We start from the raw sequence: 14,794 nt of genomic DNA, 5'->3' as shown, positions 1-14,794 counted from the left end.
GCCGAGTTCTGTGCTGCTCACCGGTCCACGCCTCCCATCACCGGGTCGATCCCGGCCACCGCCACGATCACGTCGGCCACCTGGCCGCCCTCGCACATCGCCGCCATCGTCTGCAGGTTGGTGAACGACGGGTCGCGGAAGTGCACCCGGTAGGGCCGGGTGCCGCCGTCGCTGACCACGTGCACGCCGAGCTCGCCCTTGGGCGACTCGACGGCCGCGTACGCCTGGCCGACCGGGACCTTGAAGCCCTCGGTGACCAGCTTGAAGTGGTGGATCAGGGCCTCCATCGAGGTGCCCATGATCTTCCGGATGTGGTCCAGCGAGTTGCCCATGCCGTCGGGGCCGACGGCGAGTTGGGCGGGCCAGGCGATCTTCTTGTCGGCCACCATCACCGGTCCGGGCTTCAGCCGGTCCAGGCACTGCTCGACGATCCGCAGCGACTGCTTCATCTCCTCCAGGCGGATCACGAACCGCCCGTAGGAGTCGCAGCTGTCGGCGACCGCGACGTCGAACTCGTAGTTCTCGTACCCGCAGTACGGGTCGGTCTTGCGCAGGTCGTGCGGCAGCCCGGTGGAGCGCAGGATCGGGCCGGTCGCGCCGAGCGCCAGGCAGCCCGGCAGGTCGAGGAAGCCGACGTCGACCAGGCGGGCCTTGAACACCGGGTTGTCGGTGGCGAGTTTGTCGTACTCGTGCATCCGCGAGCGGAGCAGCTTGACGCCCTCGCGGATCCTGTCGACCGCGCCCGGGGGCAGGTCCTGGGCGAGCCCGCCGGGGCGGACGTAGGCGTGGTTCATCCGCAGGCCGGTGACCAGCTCGAAGATGTCCAGGACGACTTCGCGGTCCCGGAAGCCGTAGATCATCAGGGTGGTGGAGCCGATCTCCATGCCGCCGGTGGCGAGCGCCACCAGGTGCGAGGAGATCCGGTTCAGCTCCATCATCAGCACCCGGATCACGGACGCCCGTTCGGGGATGTCGGCGGTGATGCCGAGGAGCTTCTCGACGGCCAGGCAGTAGGCGGTCTCGTTGTACAGCGGAGTGAGGTAGTCCATCCGCGTCACGAACGTGGTGCCCTGCACCCAGTTGCGGAACTCCATGTTCTTCTCGATGCCGGTGTGCAGGTAGCCGATGCCGCACCGGGCCTCGGTGACCGTCTCGCCGTCGATCTCCAGGATCAGCCGCAGCACGCCGTGGGTGGACGGGTGCTGCGGGCCCATGTTGACGATGATCCGCTCGTCGTCGGCTCCCGCGACGGCCTCGGCGACCTCGCCCCAGTCGCCGCCGGTGACGGTGAACACCCGTCCCTCGGTGGTCTCCCGGGCTCCTGCTTCGTAGTGGGTGCTGCTCATCAGCTGTACGACCTCCGCTGGTCGGGAGCCGGGATCTGGGCGCCCTTGTACTCGACGGGGATGCCGCCGAGCGGGTAGTCCTTGCGCTGCGGGTGGCCCAGCCAGTCGTCCGGCATCATGATCCGGGTGAGCGCCGGGTGGCCCTCGAAGACCAGTCCGAAGAAGTCGTAGGTCTCCCGCTCGTGCCAGTCGTTGGTCGGGTAGACGCTCACCACGGACGGGATCCGCGGGTCCGCGTCGGGCGCGGTCACCTCCAGCCGGATCAGCCGGCCGTGGGTGATCGAGCGCAGGTGGTAGACCGCGTGCAGCTCCCGGCCCGGCTCGGCCGGGTAGTGCACGCCGCTGACGCCCAGGCAGAGTTCGAAGCGCAGCGCCGGGTCGTCGCGCAGGATCCGGACCGCCTTCAGCAGGTGTTCGCGGGCGATGTGGAAGGTCAGTTCGCCGCGGTCCACGACGGTCTTCTCGATCACGTCGTCCACGTCGAGGCCCTGCTCCTCGAGCGCGCCCTCGAACTCGTCGGCCACCTCGTCGAAGTAGCCGCCGTAGGGGCGCTCGCTGGGGCCGGGCAGCACGATCGGGGCGTTCAGGCCGCCGAAGCCGGAGGTGTCGCCGGTGCCGCGGGCGCCGAACATGCCCTGCCGGGTGCCGACCACCTCGACCGGGATCTCCCGCCGGGTGGTGGGGAGTTCGGGCTTCTCGGCGGGCTCGGCGCCCGGCTTGTCGTTCTCGCTCATCGCAGCAGCCCCCGCATCTCACTGGTCGGGGTGGCCTGCAGCGCGAGGCGCTCGGCCTCCTCCTCGGCCCGGCGGCGGTTCACGCCGAGCTTCTCGTGCTGGATCTTGTCGTGCAGTTTGAGGATCGCGTCGAGCAGCATCTCCGGCCGGGGCGGGCAGCCCGGCAGGTAGATGTCGACCGGGACGATGTGGTCGACGCCCTGGACGATCGCGTAGTTGTTGAACATGCCGCCGGAGGAGGCGCACACGCCCATCGAGATGACCCACTTGGGGTTCGGCATCTGGTCGTAGACCTGGCGCAGCACCGGGGCCATCTTCTGGCTGACCCGGCCGGCCACGATCATCAGGTCGGCCTGCCGCGGCGAGCCGCGGAACACCTCCATGCCGAACCGGGCCAGGTCGTAGCGGCCGGCGCCGGTGGTCATCATCTCGATCGCGCAGCAGGCGAGCCCGAAGGTGGCCGGGAAGACCGAAGCCTTCCGCACCCAGCCCGCGGCGGCCTCCACGCTGGTGAGCAGAAAGCCGCTCGGCAGCTTCTCCTCGATACCCATCAGTTCCCTCTCAATGCCTTCGAGTCCGGTGGCTTGTCCGCCGGTTCACAAGTGGCTCAGCACGAACGGCTGGGCGCGAACGGCGGATCGGGCGTCAGTCCCACTCCAGGCCGCCGCGACGCCAGACGTAGGCGTAGGCGACGAACACGGTGGCGATGAACAGGAGCATCTCGACCAGCCCGAAGATCCCCAGGGCGTCGAAGCTGACCGCCCACGGGTAGAGGAAGACGATCTCGATGTCGAAGACGATGAACAGCATCGCCGTCAGGTAGTACTTGATCGGGAACCGGCCGCCGCCCGTGGGCTGCGGGGTCGGTTCGATGCCGCACTCGTACGCCTCCAACTTGGCCCGGTTGTAGCGCTTCGGGCCGGTGAGCGAGGCCATCACGACGGAGCCGACCGCGAACGCCGCGGCGATGGCACCGAGTACGAGGATCGGCGCGTAGGCATTCATAGCCCCCGCTCCCTCCGTCCAGTCGTCCTTGACTGCAGATCGGAACCACCAGGTCACCAGCGGTGAACCGATGATCCACTTCGTGGGATCCGGCTCCATGTGAGGCAGTTCACAAAGCCAGGTAGGAGCGCATCCTATGCCTGTCTGCTTGTGATCTGCGACACGCAGTTCCCGACGATCTTTGTGATCTTCGCCACCCGACGAAGCCGCACGGAGCGGGACGGGTCGCCACTGTTCTACCCGGAGCAGGCAATTGGCCACATACAGTCGCAACCCGCCGCGAAACGGCTGCCGTTTGGCCACGGCCTATATCAATTCTGCGGCGGAACAAGCAAATTTCGGAGTGATCGGGTTTACGTGATAGAGGGACTCACCCGCGCGACGGACCCGGGTCGGCAGCCGCTTGACCCTTCGTTCACAAGCTCTCGGGGGAGGGCGCGCGACGCCGTCCCCACTCGGTGCCGGCCAGCACCGCCAGCGCCCCCAGGAGCGCCAGGGGGCCCGGCCGGTCACCGGCCAGCGCGACCCCGAACACGGCCGCCCACAGCGGCTCGGTGCCCAGCAGCAGGCTCACCCGCGACGGCGAGGTGGCCCGCACCGCCCACAGCTGCACGAAGAACGCGAACAGCGTGCACAGCAGCGACAGGTACAGCAGCAGCCCCCAGCGCCGCCCGTCGAAGGACGCCGCCACCGTCCACGGCGCCGGTCCCGCCCACGGCGCGGCCACCGCGAACACCAGGGTCGCGAACGCCAGTTGGACCCAGGTCAGGGCCAGCGGGGGCACCCCCCGGGCCGCCCGCAGCCGGGCCGTCGCCAGCACGTTCACCGTCCGCGCGCCCGCCGCGCCCAGCACCAGCAGGTCGCCCGCCGACGGCGCCCGCAGGCCGCCGTCCCCGGTCAGCAGCGCCACCCCCAGCACCGACAGGCCGGCCGCCGCCAGGAACGCCCCCGACGGGGCGCTGCGCCGCAGCGCGGCCTCGGCGAGCGGCGTGAACACCATCGTCAGGCTGATCACCAGCCCCGCGTTGGTCGCCGAGGTGTGCACCGCCCCGTACGTCTCCAGCAGGAACACCGCGCCGAGCACCAGGCCCAGCAGCGCCCCGCCCGCCCACTGGCGGGCCGTCAGGGCCCGCAGCGGCCCCCACGCGGCCAGGCCGAGCACCGGCAGCACCAGCCCGAACCGCAGCGCCAGCACGGCCACCACGGTGTCCGGCTCGGCGACCCGCTTCACCACCAGGAAGCTCGACCCCCACACCACCGCCACCGCCAGCAGCGGCAGGTCGCGCACGGCGCGGGAACGGACGTCGACGGACGCAACAGCCATGGCAGGACTCCCGGGAAACACCGCAGCGGGCCCGCGCGCCGTCGGACGGACCGAGATCGCCGCACACTGTCCCGCACGCGAACGGCGGCGGGCAAGCGCTTTCCGCCCGCCCGCCGCCGCTGCCCGGCCGCCTCCCCGGATCAGGCCCGGGGCGCGACCTTCGCGAGGCCGTTGATGATCCGGTCGGCGGCGTCGCCGCCGGTCGGGTCGGTGAGGTTGGCCAGCAGCTTGAGGACGAACTTCATCAGCACGGGGTGGGTGAGACCGCGCTCGGCGGCGATCCGCATCACCCGGTCGTTGCCGATCAGCTTCACGAACGCCCGGCCGAGCGTGTAGTAGCCGCCGTAGGTGTCCTTGAGGATCTGCGGGTAGCGGGCCAGCGCCCGCTCCCGGCCCTCGGGGGTGATCCGGGCCATCGCCTGGACGATGACGCCCGCCGCGAGCTGGCCGGATTCCATCGCATAGGCGATGCCCTCGCCGTTGAACGGGTTGACCATGCCGCCCGCGTCGCCGACCAGCAGCAGGCCGCGGGTGTAGTGCGGCTGCCGGTTGAACGCCATCGGCAGGGCCGCGCCGCGGATCGGCTCGGTCATGTTCTCCGGCGTGTAGCCCCACTCCTCGGGCATGCCGGCGCACCAGCTCTTCAGCACCTCGCGCCAGTTCAGGTCGCCGAACGCGGGCGAGGAGTTGAGGATGCCGAGGCCGACGTTCGAGGTGCCGTCGCCCATGCCGAAGATCCAGCCGTAGCCGGGCAGCAGCTTCTTCTGCCCGCCGCGGGTGTCCCACAGCTCCAGCCACGACTCCAGGTAGTCGTCGTCGTGCCGGGGCGAGGTGAAGTACGTCCGGTAGGCGACGCCCATCGGCCGGGACTCGATCCGGTGCAGGCCCATGGCCAGCGACAGCCGGGTCGAGTTGCCGTCCGCGGCGACCACCAGCGGGGCGTGGAAGGCGACTTCGCGCTTGTCCGGGCCCAGCTTGGCCGTGACGCCGGTGATCCGGCCGGTGCGGTCCTGGATCGGGCCGCTGACGTTGCAGTTCTCGTACAGCCGGGCGCCGGCCTTCTGCGCCTGGCGGGCCAGCAGCTCGTCGAAGTCGGCGCGCTTGCGCACCAGTCCGTAGTCGGGGAACGACGCCAGCTCCGGCCAGTCCAGCTCCAGCCGGACGCCGCCGCCGATGATCCGCAGGCCCTTGTTCGGCAGCCAGCCGTTCTCGGCGGACACGTCGATGCCCATGTCCACCAGCTGCTTGACGGCGCGCGGGGTCAGACCGTCGCCGCACACCTTCTCGCGCGGGAACTCGGTCTTCTCCAGCAGCAGCACGTCCAGGCCCGCCTGGGCCAGCCAGTACGCGGTGGTGGAGCCGGCCGGACCGGCGCCGACCACGATGACGTCGGCGGTGGACTCCACGGCGGTCTCGGTCATTCGGCTCTCTCCTGAGCGCGTCGGGGTCACGGAGGTCGGGTCCGACCCTCCGTCAACGGAACGGTACGGAGCGCCGAACCCTCGCAGTCTACGGGGCCTTGAAGCCGCGGTGGAGGGCCACGATCCCGCCGGTCAGGTTGCGCCAGGCCACCTTCGTCCAGCCGGCCTGCTGCAACTCCGCGGCCAGCGCCGGCTGGTCGGGCCAGGACCGGATCGACTCGGCGAGGTAGACGTACGCCTCCGGGTTGGACGACACCTTGGTCGCCACCGGCGGCAGCGCCCGCATCAGGTACTCGGTGTACACGGTGCGGAACGGCGTCCAGGTCGGGGTGGAGAACTCGCAGATCACCACCTTGCCGCCGGGCTTGGTCACCCGGAGCATCTCGCGCATCGCCGCCTGGTGGTCCTGCACGTTGCGCAGCGCGAAGGAGATCGTCACCGCGTCGAACGACTCGTCCGCGAACGGCAGCCTGGTCGCGTCGCCCGCGGTCAGCGCGAGCTCGGGGTGCCGGTTCTTGCCCTCGGTCAGCATCCCGATCGAGAAGTCGCACGGCACGACGTCCGCGCCGGCCTCCAGGAAGGGCAGCGACGAGGTGCCGGTGCCCGCGCCGAGGTCCAGGATGCGCTGGCCCGCCACGGCCCCCACCGCATCGGCCACCGCGCGGCGCCACAGCCGGGCCTGGCCCAGCGAGAGCACGTCGTTGGTGCGGTCGTACTTGGCCGCGACATCGTCGAACATGGCGGCGACGTCCTGCGGCTGCTTGTCCAGATGGGCTCGGGTCACGCCCCCATTGTTCACCTTGCGGTCCGGACGGCCGTCACCAGGGCTCACCGCAGCGCGCGGCGGCCCCCCTTGCGGCGCCGACGCGTCCGCTTGCCCTGGGTGATCGCGGGCATCCCCTCGGCCGCGAACGCCACCGTGAACCCGGGCGCGCCCGCCCGCCCGGCCGCCGGGTGGGCCCGCTTGAAGTGCCGGATCCGCAGCAGGCACCCGAGGCACAGCAGCACCGCCAGCGGCACCGTGGTCTGCGCCAGGCCCACGCCCACCGGCTGCGGGTACCGCTTCCCGCACACCCGCACCGCGCCCGCGTCGTCCGCCGCGTGCTCCAGGCAGATCCGGTCGCCGACCTTCGCCTCGGCCGGCAGCCACAGGTCCGCGGCGGTCAGCTTCCGCCCGTCCGCGACGTACGCGACCTGGCTGTACGTCCCGCTGCCGCCCGGCAGTTGGGTCACCGTGCCGTCGACCCGCACCGGGTGCGCGTTGATCCGGTCCGCCTGGTCGGCCTGCCGCCATCCCAGCAGGCACATCGTGACCGCCACCACCGCGCTCAGCACCGCCCCGACGTACCACCCCCGGCCGGGCCTGGTCCGCGGACGATCAGGTGTGGCGGCTCGCATGCGTCCTGTTCCTGGCTCGGCGGAAGTACTGAACCGGGATCGTAGCCGCTGGTGGACCCTCAGGTCACGGGGAGTCAGAACCTTTGGCACGGACGGGAACGGATCGGGGCCCGGGGAACGGCGGGGGCGGGTCCCCGGACGATCGACCGCCCGCGGCCCGGCCCGCCGCTCCCCGGGCCCCGGACTCCCGTCACCTGCGGCGGAACAGCAGGCGTCCGCCCAGCACCGTCGCCAAGCAGTGCGCCCCCGGCGCCACCTCGTCGAACACCGCGAAGTCCGCCGCTCCCCCGACGGCCAGCGGCCGGTGCGCCGCCGCCGGGAGGGCCTGCCCGTCCAGCGGGTCGAGGCTCCCTGACGCGCCGTCGCCCGGCACCACGTGCAGCCCGGAGCGGGCCACCGCCGTACGCACCGACGCCCGGTCGAACGGTCCCGTCACGGCCGTCGCGCCGAAGCCGAGCATCCGTTGGAGCCCGCGCCTCGCGCTGGCTCCCCACCGCTCCTCGGTCATGCCGTCGGGCGGCGCGAGCGGCCGGTCCCCCGACTCCTCGCGCGGGTCCGGGTGGTAGGCGCTCTCCAGCAGCCACCGCCCGTGCCGGTTGACCAGCCCGGGCACCAGCACCCCGTCCCAGGCACGGACCCTCGCGCCGCCCCCGGCCAGCTCCGCGAAGGGGCCCATCGCGGCGACGGCCGCCCCGTCGACCAGCACCGCCCCGTCGGTGATCGACGGGGCGGCGGGATCGGCCACGACGAGGCGGGCCCGATGAAGCGTCAGCACGGAACGGAGCTCAGTTCGTGGCCAGGATGGTGAGTTCGGGGTGCGCGGTGCCGCCCTCGATCGCGGTGGAGGCGATGTGCGAGGCGACCCGCGGGTCCACCGGGTCGTTGGCCGGGTCGTCCAGCACCCGCAGGTGCTCGTACGTGGTGGAGCGCTGCGCGGGGACGCGGCCCGCCGTGCGGATCAGGTGGATCAGCTCGTGCAGGTTGGAGCGGTGCTTGGCGCCGGCCGCGGAGACCACGTTCTCCTCCAGCATCACCGAGCCGAGGTCGTCCGCGCCGTAGTGCAGCGACAGCTGGCCGGCCTCCTTGCCGGTGGTCAGCCAGGAGCCCTGGATGTGGGCGACGTTGTCGAGGAACAGGCGGGCGATGGCGATCATCCGCAGGTACTCGAACACGGTGGCCTGGGTCGAGCCCTTCAGGTGGTTGTTCTGCGGCTGGTAGGTGTAGGGGATGAACGCCCGGAAGCCGCCGGTGCGGTCCTGCACGTCGCGGATCATCCGCAGGTGCTCGATCCGCTCGGCGTTGGTCTCGCCGGTGCCCATCAGCATGGTGGAGGTGGACTCGACGCCCAGCCGGTGCGCGGTCTCCATGATCTCCAGCCAGCGCTCGCCGGACTCCTTCAGCGGGGCGATCGCCTTGCGCGGCCGCTCCGGCAGCAGCTCGGCGCCGGCGCCCGCGAACGAGTCCAGGCCGGCGGCGTGGATCCGGGTGATCGCCTCCTCGACGGAGACCCCGGAGATCTTCGCCATGTGCTCGACCTCGGAGGCGCCCAGCGAGTGGATCACCAGCTCGGGGAAGCGCTCCTTGATCGCGGAGAAGTTCCGCTCGTAGTACTCCACGCCGTACTCGGGGTGGTGCCCGCCCTGGAACATGATCTGGGTGCCGCCCAGTTCGACGGTCTCCGCGCAGCGGCGCAGCACCTCGTCGAGCTCCCGCGACCAGCCCTTGTCGCTCTTCGGCGGGACGTAGAACGCGCAGAACTTGCACGCCGTCACGCAGACGTTGGTGTAGTTGATGTTCCGTTCGATGATGTACGTGGCGATGTGCTCCACGCCCGCGTACCGCCGCCGGCGCACCGCGTCGGCGGCCGCGCCGAGCGCGTGCAGGGGGGCCGAACGGTACAGCTCCAGCGCCTCGTCGGCGGTGATCCGGCCGCCCTCGGCCGCACGGTCCAGGACGGCCTGCAGCTGGGCGGCGGAAAGGTTCTGCTCGGACACCTGGCGGGCCTGCTTTCGTCGTCGAAGGGGCGTCCCGCTCAGCCTACGCCAGCGTGTTTCGGCCCCCGCCCGACCCCGCTACTGCTTCGCCAGGTCCCCTTCCGGGTCGGTGCCGAGCTGCGCGCCGGTGACCGACACGTGCAGGCGGGCACCGCCGTCCAGCACGGTGTAGGTCTGCTTCTCCGGCACCCCGGTGCACCCGGGCTGCGGGCCCTCCGGCCGCTCCTGGAGGGTGACCGCCCCCGCCTCGACCGACACCAGGGTCAGCACGCCCCGGCAGACGGTGTCGCTGAACGCGGAGGCGTTGCTGGTCCGGCCGACGTCCTCGCCGGTCCTCCCGGCGGTGAAGGTGGCCGTGAAGGTGGACGGCAGCGGCACCACCTTGGTGGTGATGGTGCCCTTCCAGGTGCCGACGAAGGCGCGCGGAAGCGCCTGCGCGCTACTGTCCGTCCCCGGCGGGGAGGTGTCGCCCCGGTCGGACTGCCACAGCTGCTGCACCTGCGGGAACAGCACGACGCCCAGCAGCGGCACCGCCGCCACGGCCGTCACCGCCCACCGCCACCGCCGGTTGCGCCGGCCCAGCGCGGCCGTCGCGCCCGTCGCGGCCGTCGCGACCGGTCCGCCGTCCAGCTCGGTGGGCGCCCGGTCCGCGACGGCCGGCATCGCGGACGGCCGGTCGGAGGGGGTGTCGGCCTCCAGGTCGAGCAGTTCGACGGCGGCCCGGCCGACGGCGGCGGCGAGCGGCCCGGGCAGCCCGGTCCCGGGGCCGACGGCGGCCGCGCCGGGGGCGAGCCGGGCGCGCAGTTCGGTCGGCCCGGGGCGGTCGGCCGGGTCCTTGGCCAGGCAGGCGGTCACGGTCTCGCGCAGGTCGCCGTCCAGTCCGCGCAGGTCCGGTTCCTCGTGCAGCACCCGGTAGAGCAGCACGGCGGCGCTGACGCCCTCGCCGAACGGGGCGGTGCCGGTGGCGGCGAAGGCCAGCACGGCGCCCAGCGCGAAGACGTCGCCGGCCGGTCCGACGGGCGAACCGGCGGCCTGTTCGGGCGACATGAAGCCGGGCGAGCCGACCACGTACCCGCTGCGGGTGAGCGCGGCGGCGGCGTCCAGCGCCCGGGCCACCCCGAAGTCGATCAGCCGGGGGCCGTCCAGGGTGAGCAGCACGTTGGACGGCTTGACGTCCCGGTGCACCAGGCCGAGCGCGTGCACCTGTTCCAGCGCTTCGGCGAGCCGCGCGCCGAGGGCGTGCACCGAGGCGGTGGGCAGCGGGCCGCCGGCGTGCACGGCGGCGCCGAGCGAGGGGCCGGCGATGTAACCGGTGGCCACCCAGGGGCGGGGGCCGTCGGTGTCGGCGTCCAGGACGGGCGCGGTCCACCGGCCGCCGACCCGGCGGGCGGCGGACACCTCCTGCCGGAACCGGGCGCGGAACTCCGGGTCGTCGGCGAGTTCGGGCCGGACCGCCTTGACGGCGACCGTCCGGCCGCCCGCCGTCCGGCCGAGGTAGACCCGCCCCATGCCGCCGGCCCCGAGCCGCCGCAGCAGCCGGTAGTCGCCGATCGTCGACGGGTCGTCAGCCGTCAGCAGCTCCATGACCGTTCCCCTCCGCCACTGGCTGCCGCCGCTCGGCGTCGGCACCCCCCACCAGGACCGGTCCGATCATCCCAGGACGACCGCCGGCCGGGAACCGTTCGGCCCCGACCGCCGGTGCGCCGGTGCGTCAGGCCGGCACGGCCGGTTCGACCGGGGCCGCCTCCAGCAGCCGGATCGCCACGTCCGGCGCGAAGCCGCTGTCGTGGGCGACCCGGCGGGCGAACTCGGCCAGGCCGGCCAGCTGGCGGCCGCCCAGTGAGAAGTCCAGCGCCTCGCCGAAGTACCGCTCCAGCAGCGGCGCGTCGAAGGCCTCCCAGCGGGCGGCCTGCTCGGCGACCTTGGCGGCCTCGGCCAGCGAGAGGTCGCGGGACTCCAGGAACGCCCGGTGCACGGCGGCGGTCAGCTCGGGCTGCTGCTCGGCGTACTCGCGGCGGGCGGCCCAGACCGCGAACACGAACGGCAGGCCGGTCCACTCCTTCCACATCGCGCCGAGGTCGTGCACGGCCAGCCCCTGCCGGGGCGCCTGCTCCAGCGAGGCGCGCAGCGCCGGGTCGCCGATCAGCACGGCGGCGTCGGCGTCGGCGAGCATCGCGTCCAGGTCGGGCGGGCAGCCGAAGTACTCGGGGCGCACCCCTTCGCGCTCCTCCAGCAGCAGCCGGGCCAGCCGGACGGACGTGCGGCTGGTCGAGCCGAGCGCGACCCGGCGGCCGTCCAGCCGGTCCAGCGGGAGCTTGCTGACGATCACGCAGGACATCACCGGGCCGTCGCTGCCCACGGCGATGTCGGGGAGCACCACCAGCCGGTCGGCGTGGCGCAGGTACTCGACGCAGGTGATCGGGCCGATGTCGAGGTCGCCGGCGACCAGCCGGTCGCTGAGCTTCTCCGGGGTGTCCTTGGTGAGGTCGAGGTCGAGGAGGTTCCCCGTGCGCGCCAGCCCCCAGTAGAGGGGGAGGCAGTTGAGGAACTGGATGTGTCCGACCCGCGGCCTGACCGCGGTCGCCGGCCGTTCGGCGTCCCGACTGCTCACCGTGTGCTCCCTTGCCGTTGGTGCTCTCCCGGCAGGGTATGCCTGCCGCTCGGGAGGGTCCGCATCCGGTGCCCGACACACCGTTCGGGGGCGCTCCGACACGCTCTCCGACACCGTCGTCGGCCCCTGGTCGGGGCCGCCACCGCGTGCTACCGTTCACATCAGTTGCAGTTTGATTCCCCTTGCAGTACTTGGAGCCTGCGGAGCGTGTAACCGCGGGCTTTTTGTAATTTTTCAGCAGTATCAGGCATCAATTGAGCTTTGATTGAGCACTGTGCGAAAAACTCCGGGCTCGTCCGGAGGCAGGGCGATCAGCGCAGCGGACCCGGGCGCCACAAGGTGTGGTGTCCACTACGTCCCTTGCAAGGAGAACGGTATGGCGACCGGAACCGTCAAGTGGTTCAACGCCGAGAAGGGCTTCGGCTTCATCGCCCAGGAGGGCGGCGGCCCCGACGTCTTCGTCCACTACTCCGCCATCAACGCGACCGGCTTCCGCTCGCTGGAGGAGAACCAGGCGGTCAGCTTCGACGTCACCCAGGGCCCGAAGGGCCCGCAGGCCGAGAACGTCGTCGCTATCTGACATCTCTTCACATCTGATCGCTCACGGCCCCTCGGGTCCGTATGAGTAGCAGTTCCCAAGGGGGCCCGCCCGGCGGCGGGCCCCCTGCCTTTTTGCCCGCGCTTTTCCGCCGCGCCGCCGCCCGTCCGCATTCCGGACGCATTTCCGGGAAATGCCGGCCCCGCCCCGCGCCCCCCGCCCCGCTCCCGGCGGCGCGCCCCGCGCGGGGGATCATCGACGCATGCACCGCCTCCGGTCCGCCCACCGCGCCCTCGACCGCACGCTGCGCCGGATCGGCGTCGACACCTACCTCCTGCTGTTGCTCGGCACCGTCCTGCTGGCCACCGTGCTGCCCGCCCGCGGGGTCGCCGCGAGCGCCGTCACCGCCGGCGTGCACCTGGCCGTCGGCCTGCTGTTCTTCCTGTACGGCGCCCGGCTCTCGCCGCAGGAGGCGGTCGCCGGCGCCCGGCACTGGCGGCTGCACCTGCTGATCCTGGCCTGCACCTTCGTCCTGTTCCCGCTGCTCGGCGAGGCGACCCGGCTGCTGCCCGACGCGGTGCTGCCGCCGGAGCTGTTCACCGGCGTGCTGTTCCTCACGCTGCTGCCGTCCACCGTGCAGTCCTCGATCGCTTTCACCTCGATCGCCGGCGGCAACGTGGCCGCCGCGATCTGCGCCGCGACCTTCTCCAGCCTGCTGGGCATCGTGCTGACCCCGCTGCTGGCCGCCTGGCTGCTGTCCGGCGCGTCCGGCGTGGCGGTGGACGGGGGCCAGGTGCTGGACGTGGTGCTGCAGCTGCTGGTCCCGTTCGCCGCCGGGCAGCTGCTGCGCCGCCGGGTCGGGCCGTGGATCGCCCGGCACCGGCTGGTGACCCGGGCGGTGGACCGGGGCTCGATCCTGCTGATCGTCTACAGCGCGTTCGGCGAGGGCGTCCGCGAGGGCATCTGGAGCCGGGTCACGACGGGCCGGCTGCTGGCCCTGGTGGTGCTCTCCGCGGTGCTGCTGGGCACCGTCCTGGGCTTCACCCACGTGGTGTCCGGCCGGCTCGGCTTCTCCCGGCCGGACCGGATCACCATCCAGTTCTGCGGCTCCAAGAAGTCGCTGGCCAACGGCCTGCCGCTGGCCAGCGTCCTGTTCCCGGCCGGCACGGTCGGGCTGGCGGTGCTGCCGCTGATGCTGTTCCACCAGATCCAGCTGATGGTCTGCACCGTGCTCGCCCGGCGCTGGGCCCGGCAGGCGCCTGACGAACCGTCACCGGCTACGCTGCCCGGGTGACTTCACTTCCGAACGGCCCGCACACCCGGGTCGGCGCGGCCGAACGGGACGCCGCCGCCGCCCGCCTCCAACAGGCCTACGCCGAGGAGCGGATCACCCACGAGGAGATGGAGCAGCGGCTCCAGCAGGCGCTCACCGCCGCCACCCGGGCCGAACTCGACCTGGTCACCGCGGACCTGCCCGCCGACCGCCCGGACGCCGCCGACTCCACCGCCACCATCGCCGCGGCCGGCGGCCGGATCGTCCGCCGCGGCGTCTGGCGGGTGCCCCGCACGCTGAAGGTCGCCTCCGCGTTCGGCAAGGTCCGGCTCGACCTCTCGCACGCGATCATCGACCACCCGGTGGTCGACATCGAACTCGGCCTCGGCTTCGGCCGCGCCACCATCACCGTCCCGCACAACGCCACCGTCGACGTCGACGGCGTCCAGGGCGGCTGGAAGGACGTCCGCTACCGCCCGCCGCGCCACCCCGTCCCCGGCGGCCCGCTCATCCGCATCACCGGCGCCCCCGGCTTCGGCCGCCTCCGCGTGCGCCACGCGCGCGGCCGCTGAGGGGCGTCAGAACGCCGACGTGTCCAGCCGGAGCCCGAACGGCTCCGGGAGGTCGATCGGCGCTCCGAACGGCAGCGGGCCGGCGGTGCGCGCGTACCCGGGCGGACCGGGTTCGGCGAACAGCGTGCAGGTCGCGTCGCGGCGGTCGATCAGCAGGTAGAGCGGCGCCCCGTACTCGGCGTACCGGCGGGGTTTGACCAGCCGGTCGGTGTCGCCGGTGGTCTCCGAGGTCACCTCGACGATCAGCAGGGTCTGTTCGGGGAGCAGCGCCTCGCCCTCCCTGGCCAGTTCGCGCGGGACGACCGCGACGTCCGGGATGAACCAGTTGCTGGAGCCGGGCAGGTCGAGGTCGCCGGCGCCGGTGATGCAGCCCAGTTCGCGGACCCGGTCCCGCAGCTGGTGGCGGATCGCGTCCGCGAACGCCTCCTGCCCCCACCCCGACGCCAGCGGCTCGACGACGCCCTCGACGATCTGGACCCGCTCGCTGACGTGGTGCTGGATCGCGTACTTGAGGGCCCGTTCCGGATCGACAGAGTCGTGGGACAGAGCAGTCATCGACCCCTCCTTCGTCGGCCCCA

At 72.5% G+C, this 14,794-nt stretch carries 16 protein-coding genes; 3 read left to right on the top strand and 13 right to left on the bottom strand.

What is annotated here, in order from left to right; genetic code table 11:
* Window positions 1-17: 17 nt before the first annotated feature.
* From ACFV1L_RS15720 to ACFV1L_RS15665, 12 genes are all read right to left on the bottom strand, one after another.
* A complete protein-coding gene (locus ACFV1L_RS15720) occupies window positions 18-1,346 on the bottom strand; it encodes an NADH-quinone oxidoreductase subunit D (protein ID WP_380366181.1) in 1,329 nt (442 codons plus the stop codon).
* Window positions 1,346-2,080, bottom strand: a complete 735-nt coding sequence (locus ACFV1L_RS15715) for an NADH-quinone oxidoreductase subunit C (protein WP_380366180.1) — start codon at window positions 2,078-2,080, stop codon at window positions 1,346-1,348. Before ACFV1L_RS15715 ends, ACFV1L_RS15720 begins: the two co-directional genes overlap by 1 nt.
* Window positions 2,077-2,631, bottom strand: coding sequence for an NADH-quinone oxidoreductase subunit B family protein (locus tag ACFV1L_RS15710; RefSeq protein ID WP_035865125.1), 555 nt, complete (start codon window positions 2,629-2,631; stop codon window positions 2,077-2,079). The genes ACFV1L_RS15715 and ACFV1L_RS15710 overlap by 4 nt, the downstream gene beginning before the upstream one ends.
* Before the next feature lie 94 nt (window positions 2,632-2,725).
* On the bottom strand, window positions 2,726-3,085 hold the full coding sequence (locus ACFV1L_RS15705; RefSeq protein ID WP_035865124.1) for an NADH-quinone oxidoreductase subunit A: 360 nt from the start codon (window positions 3,083-3,085) through the stop codon (window positions 2,726-2,728).
* 415 nt (window positions 3,086-3,500) lie between these two features.
* Window positions 3,501-4,409 carry a DMT family transporter gene (locus ACFV1L_RS15700; RefSeq protein WP_380366179.1) on the bottom strand — a complete coding sequence of 303 codons (909 nt, stop codon included), beginning with the start codon at window positions 4,407-4,409 and terminating at the stop codon, window positions 3,501-3,503.
* 140 nt (window positions 4,410-4,549) lie between these two features.
* Entirely contained in the window at window positions 4,550-5,830 is a 1,281-nt protein-coding gene (locus tag ACFV1L_RS15695) for a geranylgeranyl reductase family protein (RefSeq protein ID WP_380366177.1), read from the bottom strand.
* An 88-nt stretch (window positions 5,831-5,918) separates the two neighbouring features.
* Window positions 5,919-6,614, bottom strand: coding sequence for a demethylmenaquinone methyltransferase (locus ACFV1L_RS15690; RefSeq protein WP_380366175.1), 696 nt, complete (start codon window positions 6,612-6,614; stop codon window positions 5,919-5,921).
* A gap of 44 nt (window positions 6,615-6,658) precedes the next feature.
* A complete protein-coding gene (locus tag ACFV1L_RS15685) occupies window positions 6,659-7,228 on the bottom strand; it encodes a hypothetical protein (protein WP_380366173.1) in 570 nt (189 codons plus the stop codon).
* A gap of 190 nt (window positions 7,229-7,418) precedes the next feature.
* Window positions 7,419-8,003 (bottom strand): hypothetical protein, encoded by a 585-nt coding sequence (locus tag ACFV1L_RS15680; protein ID WP_380366172.1) that lies wholly within the window; start codon window positions 8,001-8,003, stop codon window positions 7,419-7,421.
* A gap of 10 nt (window positions 8,004-8,013) precedes the next feature.
* The gene (mqnC, locus tag ACFV1L_RS15675) at window positions 8,014-9,222 is read right to left on the bottom strand and encodes a cyclic dehypoxanthinyl futalosine synthase (RefSeq protein ID WP_380366170.1); all 1,209 of its coding nucleotides are present in this window, start codon (window positions 9,220-9,222) and stop codon (window positions 8,014-8,016) included.
* Between the two features lie 78 nt (window positions 9,223-9,300).
* Window positions 9,301-10,806: a serine/threonine-protein kinase gene (locus tag ACFV1L_RS15670; RefSeq protein ID WP_380366168.1), complete on the bottom strand. Its 1,506-nt coding sequence runs from the start codon at window positions 10,804-10,806 to the stop codon at window positions 9,301-9,303.
* Window positions 10,807-10,933: 127 nt separating this feature from the next.
* Window positions 10,934-11,833, bottom strand: a complete 900-nt coding sequence (locus ACFV1L_RS15665; protein WP_380366166.1) for a menaquinone biosynthetic enzyme MqnA/MqnD family protein — start codon at window positions 11,831-11,833, stop codon at window positions 10,934-10,936.
* 376 nt (window positions 11,834-12,209) lie between these two features.
* Between ACFV1L_RS15665 and ACFV1L_RS15660 the strand changes: the two genes are divergently transcribed.
* From ACFV1L_RS15660 to ACFV1L_RS15650, 3 genes are all read left to right on the top strand, one after another.
* Window positions 12,210-12,413: a cold-shock protein gene (locus ACFV1L_RS15660; RefSeq protein WP_043915662.1), complete on the top strand. Its 204-nt coding sequence runs from the start codon at window positions 12,210-12,212 to the stop codon at window positions 12,411-12,413.
* 220 nt (window positions 12,414-12,633) lie between these two features.
* The gene (locus ACFV1L_RS15655) at window positions 12,634-13,665 is read left to right on the top strand and encodes a bile acid:sodium symporter family protein (RefSeq protein WP_380366164.1); all 1,032 of its coding nucleotides are present in this window, start codon (window positions 12,634-12,636) and stop codon (window positions 13,663-13,665) included.
* Complete coding sequence (locus ACFV1L_RS15650) at window positions 13,662-14,216, top strand: DUF1707 domain-containing protein (protein WP_380366162.1); 555 nt, start codon at window positions 13,662-13,664, stop codon at window positions 14,214-14,216. Before ACFV1L_RS15655 ends, ACFV1L_RS15650 begins: the two co-directional genes overlap by 4 nt.
* A gap of 6 nt (window positions 14,217-14,222) precedes the next feature.
* Here the strand turns inward: ACFV1L_RS15650 and ACFV1L_RS15645 are convergent, their stop codons facing one another.
* Window positions 14,223-14,771 carry a Uma2 family endonuclease gene (locus ACFV1L_RS15645; RefSeq protein ID WP_380366160.1) on the bottom strand — a complete coding sequence of 183 codons (549 nt, stop codon included), beginning with the start codon at window positions 14,769-14,771 and terminating at the stop codon, window positions 14,223-14,225.
* Window positions 14,772-14,794 lie beyond the last annotated feature (23 nt).

Origin of the sequence: Kitasatospora sp. NPDC059646, assembly GCF_042734615.1 — a bacterium.
Taxonomy (GTDB): Bacteria; Actinomycetota; Actinomycetes; order Streptomycetales; family Streptomycetaceae; genus Kitasatospora.
This window is presented reverse-complemented; position numbering and strand designations above follow the sequence as displayed.